15 protein-coding genes and 1 riboswitch are annotated in these 21,865 nt (G+C 41.9%); of the genes, 2 read left to right on the top strand and 13 right to left on the bottom strand.

The features are described 5' to 3' along the window. Window positions 1-25: 25 nt before the first annotated feature. From EJ103_RS01110 to EJ103_RS01080, 7 genes are all read right to left on the bottom strand, one after another. Window positions 26-2,158, bottom strand: a complete 2,133-nt coding sequence (locus EJ103_RS01110; protein WP_126005555.1) for an alpha-galactosidase — start codon at window positions 2,156-2,158, stop codon at window positions 26-28. A 443-nt stretch (window positions 2,159-2,601) separates the two neighbouring features. After that, window positions 2,602-4,080 carry an SLC5 family protein gene (locus tag EJ103_RS01105; RefSeq protein ID WP_024032020.1) on the bottom strand — a complete coding sequence of 493 codons (1,479 nt, stop codon included), beginning with the start codon at window positions 4,078-4,080 and terminating at the stop codon, window positions 2,602-2,604. An 81-nt stretch (window positions 4,081-4,161) separates the two neighbouring features. Further along, the gene (locus tag EJ103_RS01100; protein WP_029774126.1) at window positions 4,162-4,923 is read right to left on the bottom strand and encodes a SapC family protein; all 762 of its coding nucleotides are present in this window, start codon (window positions 4,921-4,923) and stop codon (window positions 4,162-4,164) included. A gap of 12 nt (window positions 4,924-4,935) precedes the next feature. After that, complete coding sequence (locus EJ103_RS01095) at window positions 4,936-6,462, bottom strand: tryptophan halogenase family protein (protein WP_126005553.1); 1,527 nt, start codon at window positions 6,460-6,462, stop codon at window positions 4,936-4,938. Between the two features lie 173 nt (window positions 6,463-6,635). After that, entirely contained in the window at window positions 6,636-9,383 is a 2,748-nt protein-coding gene (locus EJ103_RS01090; protein ID WP_024032017.1) for a TonB-dependent receptor, read from the bottom strand. 186 nt (window positions 9,384-9,569) lie between these two features. Further along, complete coding sequence (locus EJ103_RS01085) at window positions 9,570-10,550, bottom strand: aldose epimerase family protein (protein WP_126005551.1); 981 nt, start codon at window positions 10,548-10,550, stop codon at window positions 9,570-9,572. 181 nt (window positions 10,551-10,731) lie between these two features. Then, complete coding sequence (locus EJ103_RS01080) at window positions 10,732-11,121, bottom strand: thioesterase family protein (protein WP_004588166.1); 390 nt, start codon at window positions 11,119-11,121, stop codon at window positions 10,732-10,734. Between the two features lie 36 nt (window positions 11,122-11,157). Between EJ103_RS01080 and EJ103_RS01075 the strand changes: the two genes are divergently transcribed. Beyond that, window positions 11,158-11,862: a 2OG-Fe(II) oxygenase gene (locus EJ103_RS01075; RefSeq protein ID WP_004588165.1), complete on the top strand. Its 705-nt coding sequence runs from the start codon at window positions 11,158-11,160 to the stop codon at window positions 11,860-11,862. 103 nt (window positions 11,863-11,965) lie between these two features. On the opposite strand, the gene EJ103_RS01070 is transcribed toward EJ103_RS01075, so the two are convergent. From EJ103_RS01070 to EJ103_RS01045, 6 genes are all read right to left on the bottom strand, one after another. Then, on the bottom strand, window positions 11,966-13,198 hold the full coding sequence (locus tag EJ103_RS01070) for a cysteine desulfurase-like protein (RefSeq protein WP_126005549.1): 1,233 nt from the start codon (window positions 13,196-13,198) through the stop codon (window positions 11,966-11,968). 9 nt (window positions 13,199-13,207) lie between these two features. Beyond that, window positions 13,208-13,840, bottom strand: a complete 633-nt coding sequence (locus tag EJ103_RS01065; protein WP_004588163.1) for a 2OG-Fe dioxygenase family protein — start codon at window positions 13,838-13,840, stop codon at window positions 13,208-13,210. Between the two features lie 198 nt (window positions 13,841-14,038). Continuing rightward, window positions 14,039-16,636, bottom strand: a complete 2,598-nt coding sequence (gene acnB, locus EJ103_RS01060) for a bifunctional aconitate hydratase 2/2-methylisocitrate dehydratase (protein WP_126005547.1) — start codon at window positions 16,634-16,636, stop codon at window positions 14,039-14,041. Window positions 16,637-16,944: 308 nt separating this feature from the next. Continuing rightward, window positions 16,945-18,003: an OmpA family protein gene (locus tag EJ103_RS01055; RefSeq protein ID WP_004588161.1), complete on the bottom strand. Its 1,059-nt coding sequence runs from the start codon at window positions 18,001-18,003 to the stop codon at window positions 16,945-16,947. Between the two features lie 334 nt (window positions 18,004-18,337). Continuing rightward, entirely contained in the window at window positions 18,338-19,744 is a 1,407-nt protein-coding gene (locus tag EJ103_RS01050) for a protein adenylyltransferase SelO family protein (RefSeq protein WP_126005545.1), read from the bottom strand. Between the two features lie 2 nt (window positions 19,745-19,746). Then, on the bottom strand, window positions 19,747-20,451 hold the full coding sequence (locus tag EJ103_RS01045) for a DNA-3-methyladenine glycosylase I (protein ID WP_126005543.1): 705 nt from the start codon (window positions 20,449-20,451) through the stop codon (window positions 19,747-19,749). A gap of 194 nt (window positions 20,452-20,645) precedes the next feature. Continuing rightward, window positions 20,646-20,842: riboswitch (Lysine riboswitch) on the top strand. Window positions 20,843-20,970: 128 nt separating this feature from the next. Between EJ103_RS01045 and dapA the strand changes: the two genes are divergently transcribed. Then, window positions 20,971-21,855, top strand: coding sequence for a 4-hydroxy-tetrahydrodipicolinate synthase (dapA, locus tag EJ103_RS01040; RefSeq protein WP_029773500.1), 885 nt, complete (start codon window positions 20,971-20,973; stop codon window positions 21,853-21,855). The last annotated feature ends 10 nt before the right edge of the window (window positions 21,856-21,865 follow it).

The raw sequence follows: 21,865 nt of genomic DNA, 5'->3' as shown, positions 1-21,865 counted from the left end.
CTCCCTTTTTACTGCTTGCTATATTTTAAGCTTTGTTAAGCTCAAAAATAAGTGATGTTTGCGGGAATGAAATTGGCATTTGCAGGCCAAATTCCATCAACGCTTCACCCGTAAAAGTTTGCCCGTTAACAGCGGCAATAGACGAAGGTCGGTATTCTTCAAATTTAACCGGCCATACTAAATTAAGTGTGTACTGCGTATCTGCATCTAATCCAACAAAACGAAGCTTATTAGGCGCAGTACGCGGTGTTTCGCGTACACTGTTATACGCAAATAACGCTTTTGATTTTTGCTCGTCGATTAAACCAAAGTTAATTGATAAATCGTCGCTATCGAGGCGGTACAAATCGGCAGCATGAATAAATTCACGGTGCTCTTTGTGCAGCGTAATAGCCGCTTTAAGCGCATTGTATTCGTGATCTGTCAGCTCACGTGGGTCCATTTCAATACCCATGTGACCAAACATAGATACCGCAGCACGCATTTCAATACTGACATTACGACCTGTGATATGACAATCACGAGGGCCTACGTGTGCACCCATAACCGACGATGGGAAGAAGAACGAACAGCCGCGTTGAATTTCAAGACGGTCAAGTGCATCGTTAGAATCTGACGTCCATACACGGTCTGTGTGTGCAAGCACACCATAATCTACACGGGCACCACCTGACGAACAGCTTTCTATTTCAAGGCCAGGATGCGCCGCTTTAATACGGTCGATTAAGCGATACAGTGCCAGTGTTTGCTGATGCACCGCAGGCTTGCCTGAGAAGTTACCCGCGTGGTTTATATCGCGGTTCATATCCCATTTAATGTACTTAATTGTTGGGTATTCAACTAAAATGTCATCAATCGCTTTGTATAGGTATTCAACAACCTCAGTGCGCGTTAAATCAAGCACTAGCTGGTTTCTAAAGCTAAGTTGCTCGTTATTTTCTGAGCCTAATACCCAATCAGGATGAGCGCGGTATAAGTCACTATCTGGGTTTACCATTTCAGGTTCAAACCAAATACCAAACTCCATGCCTAAGCTGTTTACATGGTCAATCACTGGCGATAGGCCGTCTGGGTATATTTCGTAATCTACGGTCCAATCACCTAGGCCTGCATAATCACCACGGCGACCTTTAAACCAACCGTCGTCCAGTACAAAACGCTCAATACCTAATGGCGCTACTTTATCGGCTAGCTGCTTTAGCGTGTCTACATCGTGATCGAAGTAAATGCCTTCCCACGTGTTGTAATGCACTGGGCGTGTTTTTTCGCGCTGCGCCTGGCTAAGTAAGTTAGCTTTAACAAAACGATGAAAATTACGCGACAGCGCACTAAAGCCATCGCTCGAAAACGAGCCATAAATACTTGGGCTTTGATACGTTTGGCCTTTAGCAAGAGTTAGCTCGCCCGGTAATAATAACTCACCCATTTGCACATAGCGGCGCCCTTCTGGTAATAGCTCAGCGCGTAGCTTGTTGTTACCGCTCCAACCTAAATGAAAGCCATAACACTCACCTTGTTGCTCGCCTGCCCCTTCGCTATGAACTAATAAACCAGGGAATACGTCGTGCGATGTTTTACCTTTGCGGTTTTCGCGAACAAAGCTGCCTAATACTAAATCAACCGATTGGCGTTGAAATTCGTTAGACCAACGTCCTTCAAAGCTCACTAGTTTGTTCATGCTATCGGGTAGTTGGAACGTAGGTGCGGCGCAAAAACTAACGCTTAGCGGTGCATCACTTAAATTGGTTAATACGGTATGCGCACTTAGCACATCGGTGTTGCTATCAAGTGTGATGCTGTGCACTACTTCAATACCACGCAGCTCATCAACACTTACAAACTCTAAGCTAGAAGGGGTTGGCTGACGAACACCTTGAAGAGCAGGGCCAACTGACCAAGCTATGGTGTCGTTTGACAGCTCTAGCCCTGGCGCGCCTGTAAAGCCTTCACCTAATAGTGGAGAAAGAGAAATAGGTGCTTCTTCAACCACGGCACATTTTACTTCCTGACGAGTCGCAAGCTGAGTTAGCATTGTTTCAGTTGTTTGCTCAGATAAGCGCTTACCAAAATAAAGTAACGCTGGGGTTTTGCTCTGGCAGTCGAAAATAACGGTGCTGTTTGCGCTGTCTAATCGAAAGAATGGTTTAATATCAGCCATGATTCTCCTGTCCTCTTTAATGAAGATGAGTTTAATACGCGAGTACATTATATGTGTGCTTACTCGCCGCTTACTGCATCAAATTGCAGTCAGTGATTTTAAAATAATAGTATATATCATACAAATTACTTTTAGATAGTGTTTACGGTGTAATTTAGCCAATATTATTACTGGCTATACCAGTCATTAACTTAAACAGCGGTTAAAAAATTTAATACCACCTTGAGCAATATTATATTTAGTGGGCTTTTAGCCTGGGGTCGCCTGTAAAACCCCGCAGATAGTCACACGTTTAGCCCCGCAAAATGATTAAGTATTATTGCCATAGGTGTTATCTACAGTGTAGGTTAATTGAATAAATAAAAATCGGCCTAAGTTACCTTAGGCCGATTTAGTAATGTGTTAACTGGCTAATAAAAAGTGACTTAACTTTTTACTGCTGGTTATTTTGGTGCGTGCACTGGTGGCGTATCTTCAATAGCAGGTGTTTTGCCTGCCCACTGTGCATTTAAACCAAACACTACTTTATTAACGATTAACGCAAAGGCTACACATACAATAAGTGTAATTGGCATTAAGTGAATATAGTGTAGTTCAGTATGTAGCGGCGAATTTTCAAACGTCAGCATGCCATACATAACCACGCCTAAAATTACCGCGGCAATACCTGCACGTGCATCCACATTTTTAAACAATAAGCCCACTACAAAAATTGAGAATATAGGCATACTTAACAAGCCGTTTAACTGTTGTAGTAAGTTAATAATGCTGTCAGCTTGCTGATAAATTGGCACAAGCACAAGCGTTAAACTAGTAAGTAACAACGTAACGTAGCCACTTAGCTTTACTACACTTGGCTCTTTATTAAAGTAAGCTTCGTGAATATCACACACGTAAAGTGCCGTAGCCGAGTTTAATAAGCTGTTATAAGTAGAAAGCACTGCTGCCGCCATTGCTGCGGCAAACACACCCGTTAACCATGCAGGCATTACATCACCTACAATTCGGCCATAAGCTGCATCGCCAATGTCGCCATACAGTTTGTACGAAATAATACCCGGTAGCACCACAATCGCCGGTACAATTAAAAAGCGAATACCCGCTGCTGCAAATATCCCTTTTTGCGCTTCTTTAACGTTTGGCGCAGCCATTGCACGCTGGGTAATGGTTTGGTTAGTACCCCAGTAATACATTTGAATAAAGATCATACCGGTTAAAAGCGTAGGCCAAGGGATTGGCGAGTCAGCATCACCAATTAATGTTAAGCGCTCTTGTGGAATACCGCTAAAGTCGTAATCAATCGCGTTAAGCGCTAAAAATACGACCAGTATTGCCATACCTAACACTAATAAACCATTGTAGGTATCGGATACGGCAACCGCACGTAAGCCACCAAAAAATGCATAAATAGCCCCTACTAAAGCGAATGCGGTCGCTATGTACATTAGCGGAATATCAACCTTAAACATGGTTTGCATAAATAGCGCACCAGAATAAATAACCGCAGGCATGTAAATTAGCGCATTACCTAAAAAGAATAAGCCACCAATAACAGCGCGAATATGCTTGTTGTTGTAGCGTTTTTCTAACAGCTCCGTGGTGGTTGTACAGTTGTACTTGTAATAAACAGGAATAAATACTTTGGCTAAAATAATAAGCCCTAAAATAGCTGCCAATTCCCACCACACAAGCAAGGCCATTTGATTGCCATTCATGCCCACCAGCTGGTCGGTACTTAAATTTGTGAGCGTAATTGAGCCTGCTACAAACATCCAAGTAAGGCCACCGCCCGCTAAAAAATACTCTTTTGTTTGATTATCACCACTATTACGGTTTTGGCCTCGGCACTTCCAATATGTAAGTCCACCAATTAAAGCGGTTACAAAGAAAAAAACCACCAACTGCAAAATGTTGTCTGACATGTGTGTGTCTCCAGCGCGTTAAACGCAATGTCTGTCTATGTGAACGTATTAACCTGTAAAGGCTAATTAATAAATTGCACCTTACAGTGCGTGTGCATCTCGACTTAGTTCTAACTTAATTTGCTTTAATGGCATAAGTTCAGGATGCTGGTTGTGACGCTTTACTAACGCATTTAACTGAAACAACGAAATAAGCATGCTGTTAAGCACGCTCAGGTAACCTTGTTTGTGTAAATTGGCAATGGTATCGCTGTCTAAAGTTTGCAGTTTATCTTCATCAACAGTGCTCAAACCTTGAATAGTTTGCGCCTCGCCTTGTTCAAACTGCAAAACAATATCTATGTTTTTAATAAGCCCTAAGCGGGCAATTTCTTGGGTAAATTGGTACGTTTGGTAATCATTTTTTAAATCGCTTTCTAGTAGCTTTTGCTGCGCACTTAAATACAGGCTTGGGTTGCCTTTGGCATCAAATAACGGCTCGCCTTGCTGGGTATTAACGGCTGAGCTTTGCTCATCAATAGCAATAAAGTAATCACTGCTATTTGCCTCACGAGTGAGTAAATAAAGCGGCTGGGTTTGCATGCACACAGGCGTGTACAGCGCTTGCCATTGATTGTTACTCACAAATAAACTTTGCTGAGCACTAAAGCTGGTTAAGCCGGAAATGGTGTAGCTGCCGTTGTGTGCGTTACGCGCTAAAAAAATAGGTAAATCGCAGGCTGCTTTTGCTACTTCGTTTGCACGTAGATTAACTAAATGCTGTGTTTTTGCGTATTCAACACCCGCATTAGGGTTAATTTTTATTGCTTGGTGTTGAGTATTTGATAGTTCACTAATTGCCATAGTTACACATCCTTAAACTGGGTTAGCCGCAAGCCACTGCTCAATATAAGCACGGTGAGGCGGCAACGTTTGCAACATCTGCTGTGTAAGCTGGCTGTTACGTTCAATTATTTGATTTGCTTGCGCATCGTTTGAGTACAAATACGCTTGCTTAGTAAAGTCGGGCTTAAAGCCCATACCGTATAAAACATACTGGTAACTGGCGGCAGGAAATAGCTCTAATGCGCCATGAAAATCTTGAATAAGTGGGCCACGCGTCCCCCAAAGCAGTAAGTCTTCTTGTAAACTTTGCGGAATGCTTTGCGGTTGTATGTGCGCTTGCCAGTAAGGCTCTGGGCGCTTAGTTAACATGTAATGTAGTTTTAAAAAATCGATAATACGCTGCCAGCGATAATCCATTTGCTCATTAAAGCGCTTTGCAACAATGTGCATTACTTGGGTATCGGCTGGCATGTGCTCTGCAACAAAGCGAGACGAAATTTCAACCAACATAATGGCGGTTGCTTCAAGGGGCTCTACAAAACCTGCCGACATTCCCACTGCAACACAGTTTTTGTGCCAAAATTTTTCGCGATAGCCTGACTCAAAACTTATTTTTCGGGCAGTTAAGCCTTTAGCGGCATCACCTAAATAGTTACGTAAGTTTTGCTCGGCTTCTTCATCTGATAAAAACTTGCTTGAATATACATGCCCTACACCACGGCGATGCGTTAGGCCTATATCCCAAATCCACCCAGCATTTTGTGCGGTGGCAATGGTATGACTGGCCAGTGACTCATCACCTTCTTCGTAGGGGACTTGCATAGCTAGGGCGCTGTCGTTAAATAATACGTGGTCCATTTTTTTAAATGGCACGTTAAGGGCTTGGCCTAATAACAGCGATGAAAAACCCGTACAGTCTATGTATAAATCAGCGTTTATGGTGCGGGTTTGATCAGTTAAGGTAAGCGTGTCTATAGCCCCGCTTTCATCAAGCTTTACCTGATCAACGGTGCCAATAATGTGCTCAATGCCTAGTTTGCTCTTACAATGTTGCTTTAATAGCTCGGCAAAGGCACCGGCATCTAAATGGTATGCGTAATTACAATTTGCTTGATACTCGCCTTGCGCAATGCCTCTCGGTGCTAGGTTTGCTTCGCAAATATCGTGCTGAAAATTAGTTTGCTGAGCAAAGTTTTCAACATTATCTAAATAGGGGGCTAAATCTATACGGCCGTAACCTAGCGGTACCGTAAAGGGATGGTAGTAAAAATCGTTGTTGCCATGCGTCCAGTTTACAAATTTACCGCCTTGTTTAAAGGTGGCATTACAGGCTTTAAATACATCCACTTCTCGCAAACCAATTTGCTGAAGCGTGTTTTTCATAGTGGGCCAGGTACCTTCACCTACACCAATTGTTGGAATATCAGATGATTCTACCAACATCACTTTTAAGCCATCACCCTTATTACCTTGGTGATACGAAGCGATAATTGCAGCGCTCAGCCATCCTGCTGTGCCGCCACCAATTACGGCGATTGTTTTTATTGCTTTATTCATAACGGACTACTCTTTGAGTACTTTATTGATAACCGGTTAGACAACAAATGCCCTTTCGGGCATTTGTTTAAATTAGTATCATTTTGTGCAAATTAGCTACTAACTTTATTAGTAACAGCACTTATAATGCACTGCAATGAAAACTAAGAGGCAATCGCTGCCTCTGCTATCAATTAAAACGTACCGCGAATACCAAACGCGTAACGTGAGCCATTATCTTCTACAGAGTAGATTTGATTAGCAAAACGGCCCGTTTGCACTAGCTCTTCTTCAGTAATGTTGATGCCTTCGGCAAAAATAGTGAAGTTTTCGTTGATATCGTAGCTTGCACTAATATCCCATTGACCGTACGTTTCTACGTTCACTGGTTCGCCGTTAAAGCCGTTATCAACTAAGCGTAAAAAGCCCTCACGGTTGTTAAATGCAACACGTGCCTGCCAGTTATCTTGCTCGTAAAACAGCACTAAGTTTTGTGAATCACCTAACCCTTCAAGCGCAAATGTTTGGCTTGTATCGCCATCAACACTAATATCGCTATCTACTACCGTGGCATTAGCAATAAAACCAAAGCCGTTTTCAAACATATGAGTTACACCGATTTCGTAACCCGTTACCGTTGCAGACTCGCCATTTTGCGGGCGGCTTACAGTGTAAACTTCTGAGCTACCGTTAAGTTCGGCATCGGTTTGGTCAGTACAGGTTGTACACGCAAAATCAGGGCCTGTACGGTCAGTCATGTCGTATGTTTCGTCGCCGGTTAGGGTAACAATAAAGTCATCCACTTCTTTACTAAATACGGCAAAGCTAAATAAGTTAGCGTCGTTGTAGTACCACTCGTAAGAGATATCCCAGTTTTCAGATTGGAACGGCTTAAGTGCAGGGTTACCACCACTTGCTGTTAAGTTTTGACGACGAGGCTCGTTAAACGTGGTCGCAGGTGATAACTGTGACATAGTAGGACGAGTAATACTGTCGTACGCTGCAAAGCGTAAAATCATGTTGTCTTGCAGTTCAAGCTTAACGTTAAAAGAAGGAAGTAAGTTTGAGTAGCTCGTCCCTTCTTGAATGTCTGTTGCCGGGCCAAATACGTTTTGGAATAAAGTGGCATCAGAGGTAGGAATAACATCGCTGATAAAGCTTTGTACAGCAGCTACTTCAATATCAGTTTCTGAGTAACGTGCACCCATGTTAACCGTTACTGGCATATCAGCTAGGTCAAAACCAATGGTAAAGTCCATGTAAAGGCTAGTGATATCTTCGTTAATTGTGTAACGGTTATTTTGTAGTGTTGGCTCTACAGGGAAACCTTGGTCAGCAAGGTAATCAAGCATTTTATCGCCGTCGTAGCTATAAAATGTATCGATTAAACCTGGGAAGTAGTTACTTGCTGAGTAAGCTTCAAAATCAATTTCATCAAGTGGTGCTTCAGTGCCGTAACCACAAAATTGACATTGGCTACCAAAAATTTGGAAGCTTGATTTTTCACGTTCTTGACGATAAGCACCAAAGTTAATGCGATCAACTGGGCCTTTATCTGGTACGTATTCAAAATCGGCTTTGATTTCGGTAATTTCATCTTCATCTGTAAACTGGTTACCAATTTCGTTGTAGTGAAGACGCGCAAGGCTTGCATCTGGCAGCGAGCCATTTTCAAAACCATCATGCTGTACGGTAGGAACGCTACCGGTGCCGTCAAAGCTGTAGCTGTTAATAATACCCACTACGTTAAAGCGGTCATTACCAGCACGGTCGTTTTCAGCTGTTGAGCGAGATACGTCAAATTTTGCTTTTAATGACTCGTTTACTTGCCAGTCAACGTTAATACCAAATGCTTTGTTAGTTACATCACGCGAGTTACGTGTGTGTGATACAAAGTCGGTTGCAGGGTTGCCACTGGCGTTACCTAAACCTACTTCTTGCGTAAAGGTAAGTAAGGTGCCCGTTTCAGGATCGATTGTTGCGCTACCTACGCGGTCTGGTTCAAACCAAGAAGCTAAATCGCGTACTGATGAGTCCACTTCAAATTTTGAAATTAAACCATCTACAGTAATAGTAATATCGTCAGACGGTGCATATTGTAATACTAAGCTTGCATTAGTACGTTCACGGTCTTGCTCATCTACAACTTGATCCCAGTTACGTGGGATGTATGCATTGTCGTACAGTACGCCGTCTTGTGGATTTGAAATAGTTTGTCCACCGCGCCAACCCGCCGTTAAAATTTGGTTATTTTGCAGCTTACGTTGTTGGTTAGTGATGGCAAAAAGCACACCGAGCTTGTCGTCGTTAAACGTATTACTTACTAAAAATGAAGCCGATGGCGATACTTCTTCAGAAAGGCTTTCGTACATGCCTTTCACTGAACCAATCACATGTAAGCCACCAAAATCGAATGGACGAGCTGTGGTTACGTTAACCGTACCACCAATGCCGCCTTCTTGAAGCGTTGCACTGTTACTTTTATAAATATCAGCACCGGTGATTTGGTCTGCCGCTAATACATCAAAATTAAATTCACGCCCTGCACTGTCAGTCGCAATTTGACGACCATTTACAAGTACCGTGTTAAATTGTGGGCCAAAACCACGAATTGTTACTGCTTGCCCTTCACCGCCACTACGGTCAATGGCTACACCTGTAATACGTTGCAGAGACTCTGCTACGTTTAAATCAGGAAATTTACCAAGATCTTCTGCTTTAATCCCATCGGTTACAACATTAGATGCTTTTTTATCTAACATTGATGAACGTAAGCTGCTGCGAATACCCGTTACTGCGATAACCTCAACATCTTTATCTACTACTGTCGGTGTGTCGCCTTCAGCGCCTTGAGCTGCAACGTGGCCGCTTGCCAATATGCCTGTAATAGCAATACTGAGTGCGGTTTTCTTGTTGAACGATAACTTATTGTTAATTATCATTTTTTAAAAACTCCTGATTGTGTGTAGTCATTTTGTCGTTGTGTGGTGTGTATAGCTTCAAATACTATTTATAATATAAATACTTTAAATTGAGCAAAAGTGCAACCTTTTCCTTAATTATGGCTATCTTTTTGTTACGTGTATTTTTCTTTTTGTTTTCTTTAATTTAACAGTGGAATTAGTATGTTATTGCGAAAACGCAAAAATTATTTGCTGATTATATTCTTCATTTGGCAATAAATTAGCTTTTGGATAATCGCTTCTATTTGCTGCATTGGGCCAGTTTTGAGCTTCTAAACACACCGCTTGGCGTGCATTAAAAGGAGAACCTACAAAATTTGCCGTATAAAGCTGCATACCAGGCTGGGTACTTTTAAGGGTTAAATTAACGCCCGTGTGTGGCGAGGTTAATGTAGCCATTGTTTTTAAACGATTGTCATCACTAAAAATATAGCAATGATCAAAGCCACTACCGGCATCAAGTTGCGCATGCTGTGCGCACAGTGCATCGCCAATGGGCTTAGGGTGAGTAAAATCAAAGCAGCTGCCCGAGCCATCTTCATGATGGGCAAGCGGTATACTGTTACTATCGATAGGTAAATACGTTGCGGTATTTATTTGCAGCAGGTGATTATTAATGCTTTCACTGCCTTCAAGATTAAAATAGCAGTGGTTGGTAAAGTTAACGAGGGTTTCTTTATCGGTAATGGCTTTGTAACTGAGGATTAGCTCGCCATTGCGTGCAGTAATTGTTTGCCAAACTTGTAACTGCCCAGGAAAGCCTTCTTCTCCATCTGCCGAGCAGTAATAGAGCTCCACTTCATTATTGCTTTGCTTAGTGACTTGCCACAGTACTTTATTAAAGCCTTTTTCGCCGCCGTGTAAGCTATTTGGGCCATTATTTGCTTTAAGTTGGTATTCTGTGCCTGACAATACAAAACGTCCGTTTTCAATACGATTTGCGTAGCGCCCGACTGTTGCCCCTAAATAAAATGGGTTTTCTAAATAATAAGCAGGTTCGTTAACGCACAGTGTCATCTCTTGGTTATTAAACTTTATGCTTTTGATAATAGCGCCAAATGGCAATATTTCTGCAGTTAAGCTTTTACCATCGCTAAGCGTTATTACCTCTAACGATTTATTGCCAGTTGTAGATGCCACATTCATTCTCCATAAACTACCAGCTCAACAGTACCTGTCATAGCGGTGCAACAATATATAATATAAATAGTATATAAGTGAGAAGCGTAACTCAATCAAAATGCGTTAAAATAACGCTATAAAAATTCACAGCTGTCGCTTGTGGTTTACATCACCGCTCCTCGTTGCGTGGAGTAAATGCACCTAGTTAAACTAGGTGATCGCTGAGTGCTGCGACTTCTGCTTCGCTTAAATTTTGTTTAGCTTTGTTTTTAAAGTTATAACGCACTAATACAGTTTTACCCACAACACAGCATTTACCTTGCTGCCACGCCTCTTGCTTAATGGTAAAAGAGCTATTTCCTACATGCTCAACGGCTGTTTTAATCGTCACTTCGTGAGCATAAAATAATTCCCCTACAAACGATGCTTCTATTTTAGCGATGATCAGTTTCCAGTCGTGTGGGTTTAGATCGGGGGTAAAAAATTTAAAAATAGGGACGCGTGCGGCTTCAAACCACACAGGTAGTACGGTATTGTTGATGTGTCCGAGTGCATCTGTTTCGCTAAAGCGCGGCATCACTTTTTCAATAAACATAAAAATCCAAATAATAACTAAATAAAAAGGTAAATCATGACGGACTTTATCCACGTTATTGATAACGCGTTAAGCGATGATTTTTGCGATAACTTTATTACCACATTCTCTAACAGCCCGCATGTAAAACAAGGTGTAACCTCTGGTGGTGTGGACTTAAAAAAGAAAGACAGCCACGACCTGCAATTAAACAGTTACCCAGAATACGCCCAACAATTAAAGCATATTCAGCAAACCACTGCACAGCATGTTTTTAACTATGTAGAAGCACACTTTTTTATGCTAATTGGCGCATTTGGCTTAAAAGTTTATCACCCAAAAACGGGCGATGTGGTGGATTTAACACAGGATAACTTTGACGAAGTAGGCAAACCACAGCTCTCTGTGTTGGTGCAACAAATATTTAGACTTGGGAACATTCAGGCGCAAAAGTACGAGGTAAATAAAGGCGGCTACCCTTACTGGCATAGTGAAGTGTATCCACAGCTACAACACAATGAAGCGCTGCACCGTGTATTATTATTTATGTTTTATTTAAACGATGTAGAGGAAGGTGGCGAAACAGAGTTTTATTATCAAAAACGTAAAATTGCGCCTAAAAAAGGCACTATGGTCATTGCCCCAGGCTACTTTACGCATACCCATCGAGGTAATAAGCCGGTATCGAACGATAAATATATATTAACTTCATGGGTGCTATTTAATCGCGCAGAGCACATATACGGCACACCTAAAAGCTAAAACAGTCAGCGGGCAAAAACTAACTAACCGCTGACTACTTTAATGCATTTGAGCTTTAATAAGAGTTATTCAAAAGCGCAGATTTGTATTAAATCTGTCAGTTTCAAAGAATTTGATCAAACAAATCAAATAACTTATCTAGCTCTTCGGTGGTGTTGTAATGCATACAACCAATGCGTACTACACCGCCTTTATCAAGTACGCCTAACTGCTCACATAAGCCTTGTGCATAAAAATTACCATCCCATACACAAATATGCTGTTTGCCTAAAAACTCAGACACCTCACGCGGCTCTAGCCCTTCAAAGGTTAAAGCAAATGTAGGCGTACGCTCGTTTAAGCGCTCAAGGTCATCAATACCAAATAGCTTAATGCGCGGGTAATTAACTAAACGCGTTAAAAAGTACTCACTAAGCGCCATTTCGTGCTGCTTTGTTTTAGCAAAAGCCGCAGCTAACTTTTCGCGGCGCGTGTGGCCTTCATCAAGCCCGCTAATTGCAGCAATGTAATCAACAGCGGCAATAAAACCTGCTAAGGCTTCGAAGCTTTGCGTGCCTGTTTCCCATCGACCTGGTGCTACATCTTTAGCGGGTTCTACTTTGTAAGGCGTAAAACCTTCAAGATGCTTTGTTTTACCGTACACCATGCCTAAGTGAGGACCAAAAAACTTATATGCAGAACAGGCCAAAAAGTCGCTATCAAGGGCCTGAACATCAACAAGCTCGTGCGGTGCATAATGCACGGCATCAACGTACACTAATGCGCCTACAGCATGGGCAAGCTCTATAATACGTTTTATATCGTTAATAGAACCCGTAGTATTTGAAGCGTAAGTCACCGCAACCAGTTTAGTATTGCTGTTTAATAAGCTTTCAAACTGCGCCATATCTAAGCTGCAATCAGCCTCGTTAATTAAAGCGGTTTGAACTTTAACGCCTTTATCTTGCGCTGCTTGCTGCCACGACGATACATTTGAGAAATGATCAGCGTTAGTCACAATAATCTCATCGCCGGCTTGCCAATCGCGTGAAATAGCACGGCTAAAGCTAAAGGTAAGGCTGGTCATATTAGGGCCAAACACTATATTTTGTGCACTTGGCGCATTAAGCAAATCGGCTGCTGCTTGGCGCGCATTTGCCATTAACTCAACGGTTTTATCACTTGAAAAAAACGCACCGCCTAAGTTTGAGTTGTAGTGCCCTAAATAAGCAGTCATTGCATTTAGTACAGACTGCGGCACTTGAGAGCCACCGGGGCCATCTAAAAATATTGGCGATTTACCATCAACGGTTTGTATTAATGCAGGAAACTGCTCACGTAGTTGCGCTATGTTCATGAGCATTCCTTAAGAGGTAAGTACAAAACAATCCAGGTAACCTGGCTTGTTTGTATCTACTTTGTTCATTGGCGTGGCATTGTGCCAAACTTGACGGTCGTTTATTAGTGCAAACATTCCGTCTTTAATTTCCATTTTAAAACACGGTTCTGCTTGCTTGTTTTCGTATACTAGCAGCTCGCCGCCTTCTAAGTTTTCGTGAGAAACACCACATACACAAACATGGTCAAACCCATCTTGATGCACACCTTCAGGTGCTGCGGGCGTATCGCTATCAATGGCAAGCATTCTAAATTGGTGAATTTCAATATCACGGCCTTCATCAATACCGGTAAGCTCACAAAACTCACTTACAATGCTTTTCATCCCTTCTGACTCAAGTAAGCTTTGCTCTAAGTTTTCATAAGTACGCTCAACATTACCCTGAAAGGTATTAATAGAATCGTCTTGAACAAACGCTTTGGCAGCTTGTAGTTTTAGCTCACCATTTTGAAATTTAATTACCGAGTAACGACGCTTACGAAATTCACCATCTGCATACGGATTAGCAGGTAGGTTATCAAAAGAAGGCTTAACCAAATCAATATTTGCTTGGTTAATAAAACGAAGTTGCAGTAAATTCTGGTTGTTTAATGCAGTCATAAAATCTCGCTTAAAATAATGAGAATATTAAAAGAGATTTTAATGCATGTAGAAAGGAATATTTGCTTTATTATTTATATAAAAAGTGGGTAATGGTTATATTTAATTCAAATAAAACTTATTACAGCATGAAATATTCAATTTTATTTTAGCCAATAAAAAACCCGCCTAAGCGGGTTTTTTTAAAACAGCTTTAAATTATACAGCTTGCTGAATAATTACGTTGTCTGCTTTTTTAGTGTACTGAGGCATGCGGTGGAAGTTCAAGTAACGGTATGTATCTGCAGCCGTTGCATTGATTTTCTCTGCGTATTCTTGGTACTCAGCTGGTGTAGGTAATTTACCTAAAATTGCCGCTACTGCAGCAAGCTCAGCTGATGCTAAGAATACATTTGCGCCTGTACCTAAACGGTTAGGGAAGTTACGTGTTGAAGTAGAAACAACCGTTGCTTTATCAGCAACACGTGCTTGGTTACCCATACACAGTGAACACCCTGGCGTTTCGATACGTGCACCAACACGACCAAAGATACCGTAGTACCCTTCGTCAGTTAGTTGGTCTTTATCCATCTTCGTTGGTGGAGCTACCCAAAGTTGAGTTGGGATACGACCAGTAAAGCCATCTAGTAATTTACCCGCAGCACGGAAGTGACCAATGTTAGTCATACAAGAACCGATGAATACTTCGTCGATTTTCTCGCCAGTAACATCAGAAAGTAAACGCGCGTCATCTGGGTCATTTGGAGCACAAAGGATTGGCTCTTTAATTTCTGCTAGGTCGATTTCTACAACGTGCTTGTACTCTGCATCAGCATCAGCTTCCATAAGTTCTGGGTTTGCTAACCATTCTTGCATTGCTGTAATACGACGCTCGATTGTACGTACATCGCCATAACCTTCAGAGATCATCCACTTAAGCATAACAATGTTAGACTCAAGGTATTCGCTGATAGACTCTTTAGAAAGCTTAACAGTACAACCTGCTGCTGAACGCTCTGCTGATGCATCTGATAATTCAAACGCTTGCTCAACAGTTAAGTGCTCAACACCTTCAATTTCTAGTACGCGACCAGAGAATTCGTTGATTTTACCTTTTTTCTCTACTGTTAATAAGCCTTGCTTAATACCGTAGTAAGGGATTGCGTGTACTAGGTCACGTAAAGTGATACCTGGTTGCATTTCACCTTTAAAGCGAACCAAAATAGACTCAGGCATATCAAGTGGCATAACACCTGTTGCTGCTGCGAACGCTACTGCACCTGAACCCGCAGGGAACGAAATACCTAATGGGAAACGTGTATGTGAATCACCACCAGTACCTACAGTATCTGGTAATAACATACGGTTTAACCAAGAGTGAATTACACCATCACCTGGGCGAAGTGAAACACCGCCACGGTTCATGATGAAATCAGGAAGCGTATGGTGAGTGTTTACGTCAATTGGTTTAGGGTAAGCAGAGGTATGACAGAATGACTGCATTGTTAAATCTGCAGAGAAACCTAAACATGCTAAGTCTTTAAGCTCATCACGTGTCATAGGACCTGTAGTATCTTGCGAACCTACAGTCGTCATTTTTGGCTCACAGTATTGGCCTGGGCGAATACCTGCTACGTTACATGCTTTACCAACCATTTTTTGCGCTAGTGTAAAGCCTTTATCAGACACTTCTGTTACTGCTGGTACTTTAAATACGTCAGTAGCACCTAAACCTAAAGAGGTACGTGCTTTGTCTGTTAAACCACGACCAATGATTAGAGGAATACGGCCGCCGGCACGTACTTCATCTAAAATTACGTCTGATTTAAGCTCAAAAGTAGAGATAACGTCATCAGTACCGTGGCGCTTAACTACACCTTCGTATGGGTAAATATCAATTTGATCACCCATGTTGAACTCATCAACATTTAACTCGATTGGTAACGCACCTGAATCTTCCATTGTGTTGAAGAAGATAGGCGCAATTTTGTTACCTAAACATACACCACCAACGCGCTTATTAGGTACGTATGGGATATCATCACCCATAAACCAAAGCACAGAGTTAGTTGCAGATTTACGAGAAGAACCAGTACCTACAACGTCACCTACGTATGCAAGTGGTAAACCTTGTGTTTTTAATTCTTCAAGTTTAGTGATTGGACCTACTTCACCCGCTTTGTCAGGAGTGATACCGTCGCGCTCATTTTTTAGCATTGCTAAAGCATGAAGCGGGATATCTGGACGTGACCATGCATCTGGTGCAGGTGATAAATCATCAGTGTTTGTCTCGCCGGTTACTTTAAATACAGTAACAGAGATTTTTTCAGCAACAGCTGGCTTGTTAGTAAACCATTCAGCGTCTGCCCAAGATTGAATAATCTTTTTAGCGTGCTCGTTGCCTGCTTTTGCTTTTTCTTCTACGTCGTAAAATGCATCAAACATTAATAATGTGTTTGATAGGCCTTTTACAGCGATAGGCGCAAGTGTTTCGTCATCAAGTAGCTCAATCATTGGGGCGATGTTGTAACCACCTAACATTGTACCTAATAATTCTGCTGCTTTTTCTTTAGATACTAATGGAGATTGTGCTTCGCCTTTAGCAACTGCCGCTAAAAAGCCTGCTTTGATGTATGCTGCATCATCAACGCCCGGTGGTACGCGGTTGATTAGTAAATCTAAGATGAACTCTTCTTCACCCGCTGGTGGGTTTTTAATTAGTTCAATAAGATCAGCCGTTTGCTGAGCATCTAATGGCGCTGGTACGATACCTAACGCGGCACGTTCTTCTACGTGTTTACGATATTCTTGTAGCACAATATTGCCCTCTTGGTGACGTGAAAGTATTCGGTAGCGCCTCATGCGCAAAAAAAGTAACCCAATACTTATAGTATTCTAACGCGGGATTATAAAGCTTTTATGTATAGATGAAAATCCATCCAGCTAAGCAACTGATTATACCGACTATAAATATTATGAATAGTGGTAAGCATAAATTCTATTTTCGTGAATGTTTATTAAGTAATAATCATTCTTGTTTAATCAGGCTAATACTGCATATGCTGTTTTAAAGGCATAAAAAAACCCAGCACTAAGCTGGGTTTTTAAAATAAAGTAAGTAACTATTAACGCTTAACTTTTACACGTTCAATAGATTTTACATGTGCTTCTACACGACGGTTTTCAGCGTGAGCTTCTTTCGTGTTAGCTGTGTTTTTAAGACGTTCTTCACCTAGGCCAACAGTTGTAATGCGATCTTCAGCAATGCCATCTTTAATTAGCTCTTGTGCTACATCATCAGCACGCTTTTTAGAAAGCATCTTGTTGTAGTTTGCGTTACCTACCGCTGACGCGTGGCCTTCAAGTAGTACAGTTGTATCTTCGTGCTCTTTTAAGAACTCAGATACTGATGCAATGTCGTCAAAGTAACGTTGACCAACTTGTGCAGAATCATGTGGGAAAGTAACTAATAAGCTTGTTGTTACTTCACGGTCTTCGTATAAAGTACAGCCATCGCCATCCACAGCGTCTGTCATTGGCGTGTTAGGACATTTATCATCTTTATCTAGGATGTTGTCGTTGTCGCTGTCTTTAGGTTCTACAGGTACTTCTACTACTGCTGTAGGCGCTGGCTCTACAGGCTGTGCAGGCATAGAGTTTTGGCCAAATAAGTAGTTAATACCAATTTTAGCACCTACATCTGTGTAACCTTTATCAAGACCTTGGTATACCGCAGTTTCAGCGTTTACGAAAAAGCCATCAGTAATAAAGTGTTGGTAACCAACACCTGCGTTTAAGAATGTGTTGTCATCTACTACGTCCATTTCTTTAATACCGAATAGACCGTAGAAAGGGCCGCCGTCAAGGTGGTAAAGCGCATCAATACCGTAACGCTCGCCGTCGATATTATTACGATTGCCCGCAGCTTTATCGAACGCGTTAAAGTCCATATCTGCATACTCAAGGCGTGCGCTCCAGTAATCGCTGAAACGGTAACCTGCTTCTACACCCCAACCAGTTGACTCGTTTACGTCAAGGCCAGCTTGAGCGCGCATGTTTTCCCATGACGCATCATAGTAGTCACCAAATGCACCAATGTAGAAACCTTCTTCTTTATCGGCAGCGAATGTAGACGCGCTAGTTGCAGCTAACGCAATTGCAATTGTAAGTGATTTTAATTTCATTGTTTTCTTCCCATTTTAACAACTTAGAAAATTGTAGCTAATCAATACTAGCTCAACCAGTTTTGTACACACTACCCGAGCTTTTGTTAATCGATACTTAACGAAAAATAAAGTTTATAAATTTTTTCAACGATCTACAGGCATTCCAACCACCAATTGTAGGTTAAGTAAAAATTTTTACCTAATCTGCAATTAATAAATTATGGTAATTTATAAATAGTTACTTTTTATGAATGCGCACAATAACACCGAGTGTGTAACTGCTCAATCATTGTACACTGCATTATTTAAAAATGACTATTTATAATCAAAAACTTACAATTAATTACAATACTTAAGTACCGCAAAAAGTTTGATAGCCCTTGTCATCTTTACCTGTCTCTTGAAAGCGGGCTAAATTAGCTGTTTTATCATATGGGTTACTCATCACCGCTAAGAAGTCGCTTAACAGCTCGCTCTCGCCGTGTTGATTATATTGCGCAAGTATTTCTTCGACGATGTGATTACGCGGTATAACCCTTGGGTTAGCCGCTCTCATTAGGTTATAGCTGTTTTCATCACATCTTTTTTGCCATAACATGGCCCATTGCGTTAATTCATCTGGCACTTTGCCACCCTTTAGTGACTCGGTTAAGGCATCAAAGGTATTGGTGTAATCGAGCTTATGCTCTTGGAATAACAATAATAACTTACTTACAAGCTCTACATCGTCTTCGTTATAACCTGCTAAGCCTAATTTTTGTGCCCACATTTGATTATATTGCTCGTTAAATAACGTAGAAAACTGATTAATTAGCGGCGTCATTAAACTTACAGCTTGTTCATCATCTTCATCTATTAGCGGGATTAGGCTCTCAGCTAAACGCGCGCAGTTCCAACTTACAATATTTGGCTGATTACCATAGGCATAACGACCTTGCTTATCAATTGAGCTAAATACGGTATCAAAATCAAAGGTATTCATCATTGCACACGGGCCGTAGTCGATAGTTTCGCCACTTATCAAGGTATTATCAGTATTCATAACGCCATGAATAAAGCCCACTCGCATCCAGCTAATAACCAGCGCTAGCTGACTATTTATAACGGCTGCTAAAAAGTCTAAATAGCGCTGAGCCCCTGCTGATTGAATACTTGGGTAATGGCGTTCAATGGCTACATCTGCTAATTTTTTTAATCCCTCTACATCACCTTGAGTTGCTAAATACTGAAACGAGCCAACGCGAATATGGCTACTTGCTAAGCGGGTAACAATTGCGCCAGGTTGCGGCGGATTACGATAAACAGCTTCGCCTGTGCCGACAACAGCCAAACACCGCGTGGTTTTAATCCCTAAGCCATGCATAGCTTCGCTCATAATATACTCGCGAATAGCGGGGCCTAGTGCACATCGCCCATCGCCTCCTCTTGAAAAAGGCGTGGCGCCTGAGCCTTTTAACTGAATATCCCACAGCTGATTTTTATCATCGCTGATAGCACCCAGTAAGTGCGCTCGCCCATCACCCAAGCGCGGCGAAAAGTGCCCAAACTGATGCCCAGAATAGCCAAGCGCTACAGCATTTACCGGTTGTGGCTCGTTACCAGCAAAAGTACTGGCGCGCAGCGCAGGCTCAACATCTATATTAAACTGCTGTGCTAACGCTTCGTTCCACAAAAGTAATTGCGCAGCTGCAACGCTTGAAGGACTATCCTCTATTGCGAAGTTATCTGCTATGTCTGTGTATCTTGGCACTAGTTTCATGGTTAATCCTCTGTTTGTTGGCTTATGCCTACGCGATTGTCGCCCACGCTGTAAGCCACAATTAAGCTAAGTTCTTGCAGGCTCAAACCACTTTGCTTTTGCATTTCGTTAAAAAACGCCTCTGCGGCAGTGAGTGATTTTTTAGTCTGCAGGCCGCCATCGATAATTTTGTGCGCTCTTAGGTAACTTTCTACATCTCGCGAAAGTAAAAAAGTATCTTTACCAAGCGCTCTTAAGGCATACGGGCCTGTATTGCCGCCCAAACGGGCGCCGTGTTTTTTTAAATATGCCCATAAACCAATAATGTCATCGCTTGGCCAGTTAGCTACAAACTTGCTAAAACTGCCATGTTCCTGAGCTATTTCGTGGATCATGTAGGCATTTTCAGGAATTGTTTTTACCTTTTTATAATTACGAATAATGCGCTCATCAGTTGCTTTTTGCTCGAGCATATCGGGCGGCATCATAAGTAATTTATCAACACTAAACTGCCAAAAAACCTCTCTAAAACCTGGCCATTTACTGTTTATTACCGACCAGTAAAACCCGCTTTGAAATACTTTACGGGTAAACTCTTCAAGCCAATCGTCGTCACTTAATGCGCTTAATGCTTTTTTAGATAAGGGTTTTGCGAGTAATAACTTAAGCATTTTTTCAGAACCTTTTCGCTCTACTGCTCGCTTATAAATATCGCTAAATTTTTCCATACTTATTAAATACCTCATCACTGCTCATAGGGTTAGTTTACGAGAAAAGCAGCCAATACGTAACCACCCACATTTTCGATGAACTAATCTGTATCCTGCAACTTGACACCTAGACGGCTAAAATGTTTTAATCGCCGCAATTACCCTATTTAAATTGTATTTTGTTAAACCTTTAGCGGTTAAATAAAATACAAAGGGCTAGAAGAGGTGCGTTATTCAGGTAGCGTATGTTAGGAGCGCAAACTCCAGTGAGCATATGTGAGGGGAATACCGCCGAGAGGTAAACGCTTTTGCGAAGCAATTACTTCGGGCGACTAGGTTGAATCCTAGCGACTGTCACCAATAGCTGTTTTAAAACAGCTTATTAGTTTGGTGGAGAGCTTCTGGTCTTAAATAATAAGGCCGTGCGCCCTATTATTTTAAGCCCATTCGCTCTTCGAATACTGTTCGAACGACGTTAATGCGGCTCACATCATACAGCCTCCTTAATATCTCGAACACCTTATAGGTTCGTAAGAGATGATTCACAACTTCAATTTAGACGACTACGCACTGTGGACAGCGCTTGTTACGCCGTTTGATCAACAAGGTAATGTTGACTACGACACGCTCACAACACTTGTTAGCGAACAAGAAGCGGCACACAACGGTATTTTACTGCTCGGTAGCACAGGTGAAGGCTTAGCCCTTACGCTTAAAGAGCAGCAAGGCATTGTTGAGCACGTGTGCCAATTAAAACCCAGTGTACCGCTTATGGTTGCTGTTGGTGGTAGTAATTTGGCCCAACAAAAAGAATGGGTTAGCTACTGTAACCAATTACCTATTCACAGCTACTTATTAGGCTCGCCTCTTTATGCAAAACCAGGGGCTGTAGGTCAAACACATTGGTACGAAAGCTTATTAAACGAAAGCGCGCATCCGTGTATGTTGTACAACGTACCTGGGCGCAGCGGTGTAAGCATTCCTATCGAGACCATTGAAAACTTAAAAGCGCACCCAAAACTGTGGGCTTTAAAAGAAGCCAGTGGCAACATCACCCAATTTGAAGCATACCGACAAGCCGCGCCTAATTTAGCGCTATACAGTGGCGACGATGCACTTATGCCCTACTTTGCCCAAGCAGGTGCAAAAGGCTTAGTTTCGGTTGCGGCCAATGCATGGCCTTTGCAAACACATGAATTTGTAAAGCGCAGCCTAAGCGGTCAACACCCCAATTTATTTGCTCAGTGGACTCGGGCTATTAATAGCCTATTTGCTGTAGCAAACCCTATTCCCGTAAAAGTGCTAATGCACCAGCAAGGGCGTTTAAATAGCCCACTGTTGCGTCCACCTTTAACGCATCTTGAGTTAACGCAAACCGATTGCATTACCACTGCAAACGACACCATTTTATCTTGGCATTAAACACAGGTTT

The sequence above is a fragment of the Pseudoalteromonas sp. Xi13 genome (assembly GCF_003952205.1).
GTDB lineage: Bacteria > Pseudomonadota > Gammaproteobacteria > Enterobacterales > Alteromonadaceae > Pseudoalteromonas > Pseudoalteromonas atlantica.
Note: the sequence above shows the minus strand (reverse complement) of the source record. Positions and strands in the feature narration are given on the sequence as shown.

What these genes read in the sequence shown, in the direction of transcription:
- EJ103_RS01110 (WP_126005555.1), bottom strand. Translation starts at nt 2,158, where the DNA reads ATGGCTGATATTAAACCATTCTTTCGATTAGACAGCGCAAACAGCACC.
- EJ103_RS01105 (WP_024032020.1), bottom strand. Translation starts at nt 4,080, where the DNA reads ATGTCAGACAACATTTTGCAGTTGGTGGTTTTTTTCTTTGTAACCGCT.
- EJ103_RS01100 (WP_029774126.1), bottom strand. Translation starts at nt 4,923, where the DNA reads ATGGCAATTAGTGAACTATCAAATACTCAACACCAAGCAATAAAAATT.
- EJ103_RS01095 (WP_126005553.1), bottom strand. Translation starts at nt 6,462, where the DNA reads ATGAATAAAGCAATAAAAACAATCGCCGTAATTGGTGGCGGCACAGCA.
- EJ103_RS01090 (WP_024032017.1), bottom strand. Translation starts at nt 9,383, where the DNA reads ATGATAATTAACAATAAGTTATCGTTCAACAAGAAAACCGCACTCAGT.
- EJ103_RS01085 (WP_126005551.1), bottom strand. Translation starts at nt 10,550, where the DNA reads ATGAATGTGGCATCTACAACTGGCAATAAATCGTTAGAGGTAATAACG.
- EJ103_RS01080 (WP_004588166.1), bottom strand. Translation starts at nt 11,121, where the DNA reads ATGTTTATTGAAAAAGTGATGCCGCGCTTTAGCGAAACAGATGCACTC.
- EJ103_RS01075 (WP_004588165.1), top strand. Translation starts at nt 11,158, where the DNA reads ATGACGGACTTTATCCACGTTATTGATAACGCGTTAAGCGATGATTTT.
- EJ103_RS01070 (WP_126005549.1), bottom strand. Translation starts at nt 13,198, where the DNA reads ATGAACATAGCGCAACTACGTGAGCAGTTTCCTGCATTAATACAAACC.
- EJ103_RS01065 (WP_004588163.1), bottom strand. Translation starts at nt 13,840, where the DNA reads ATGACTGCATTAAACAACCAGAATTTACTGCAACTTCGTTTTATTAAC.
- EJ103_RS01055 (WP_004588161.1), bottom strand. Translation starts at nt 18,003, where the DNA reads ATGAAATTAAAATCACTTACAATTGCAATTGCGTTAGCTGCAACTAGC.
- EJ103_RS01050 (WP_126005545.1), bottom strand. Translation starts at nt 19,744, where the DNA reads ATGAAACTAGTGCCAAGATACACAGACATAGCAGATAACTTCGCAATA.
- EJ103_RS01045 (WP_126005543.1), bottom strand. Translation starts at nt 20,451, where the DNA reads ATGGAAAAATTTAGCGATATTTATAAGCGAGCAGTAGAGCGAAAAGGT.
- dapA (WP_029773500.1), top strand. Translation starts at nt 20,971, where the DNA reads ATGATTCACAACTTCAATTTAGACGACTACGCACTGTGGACAGCGCTT.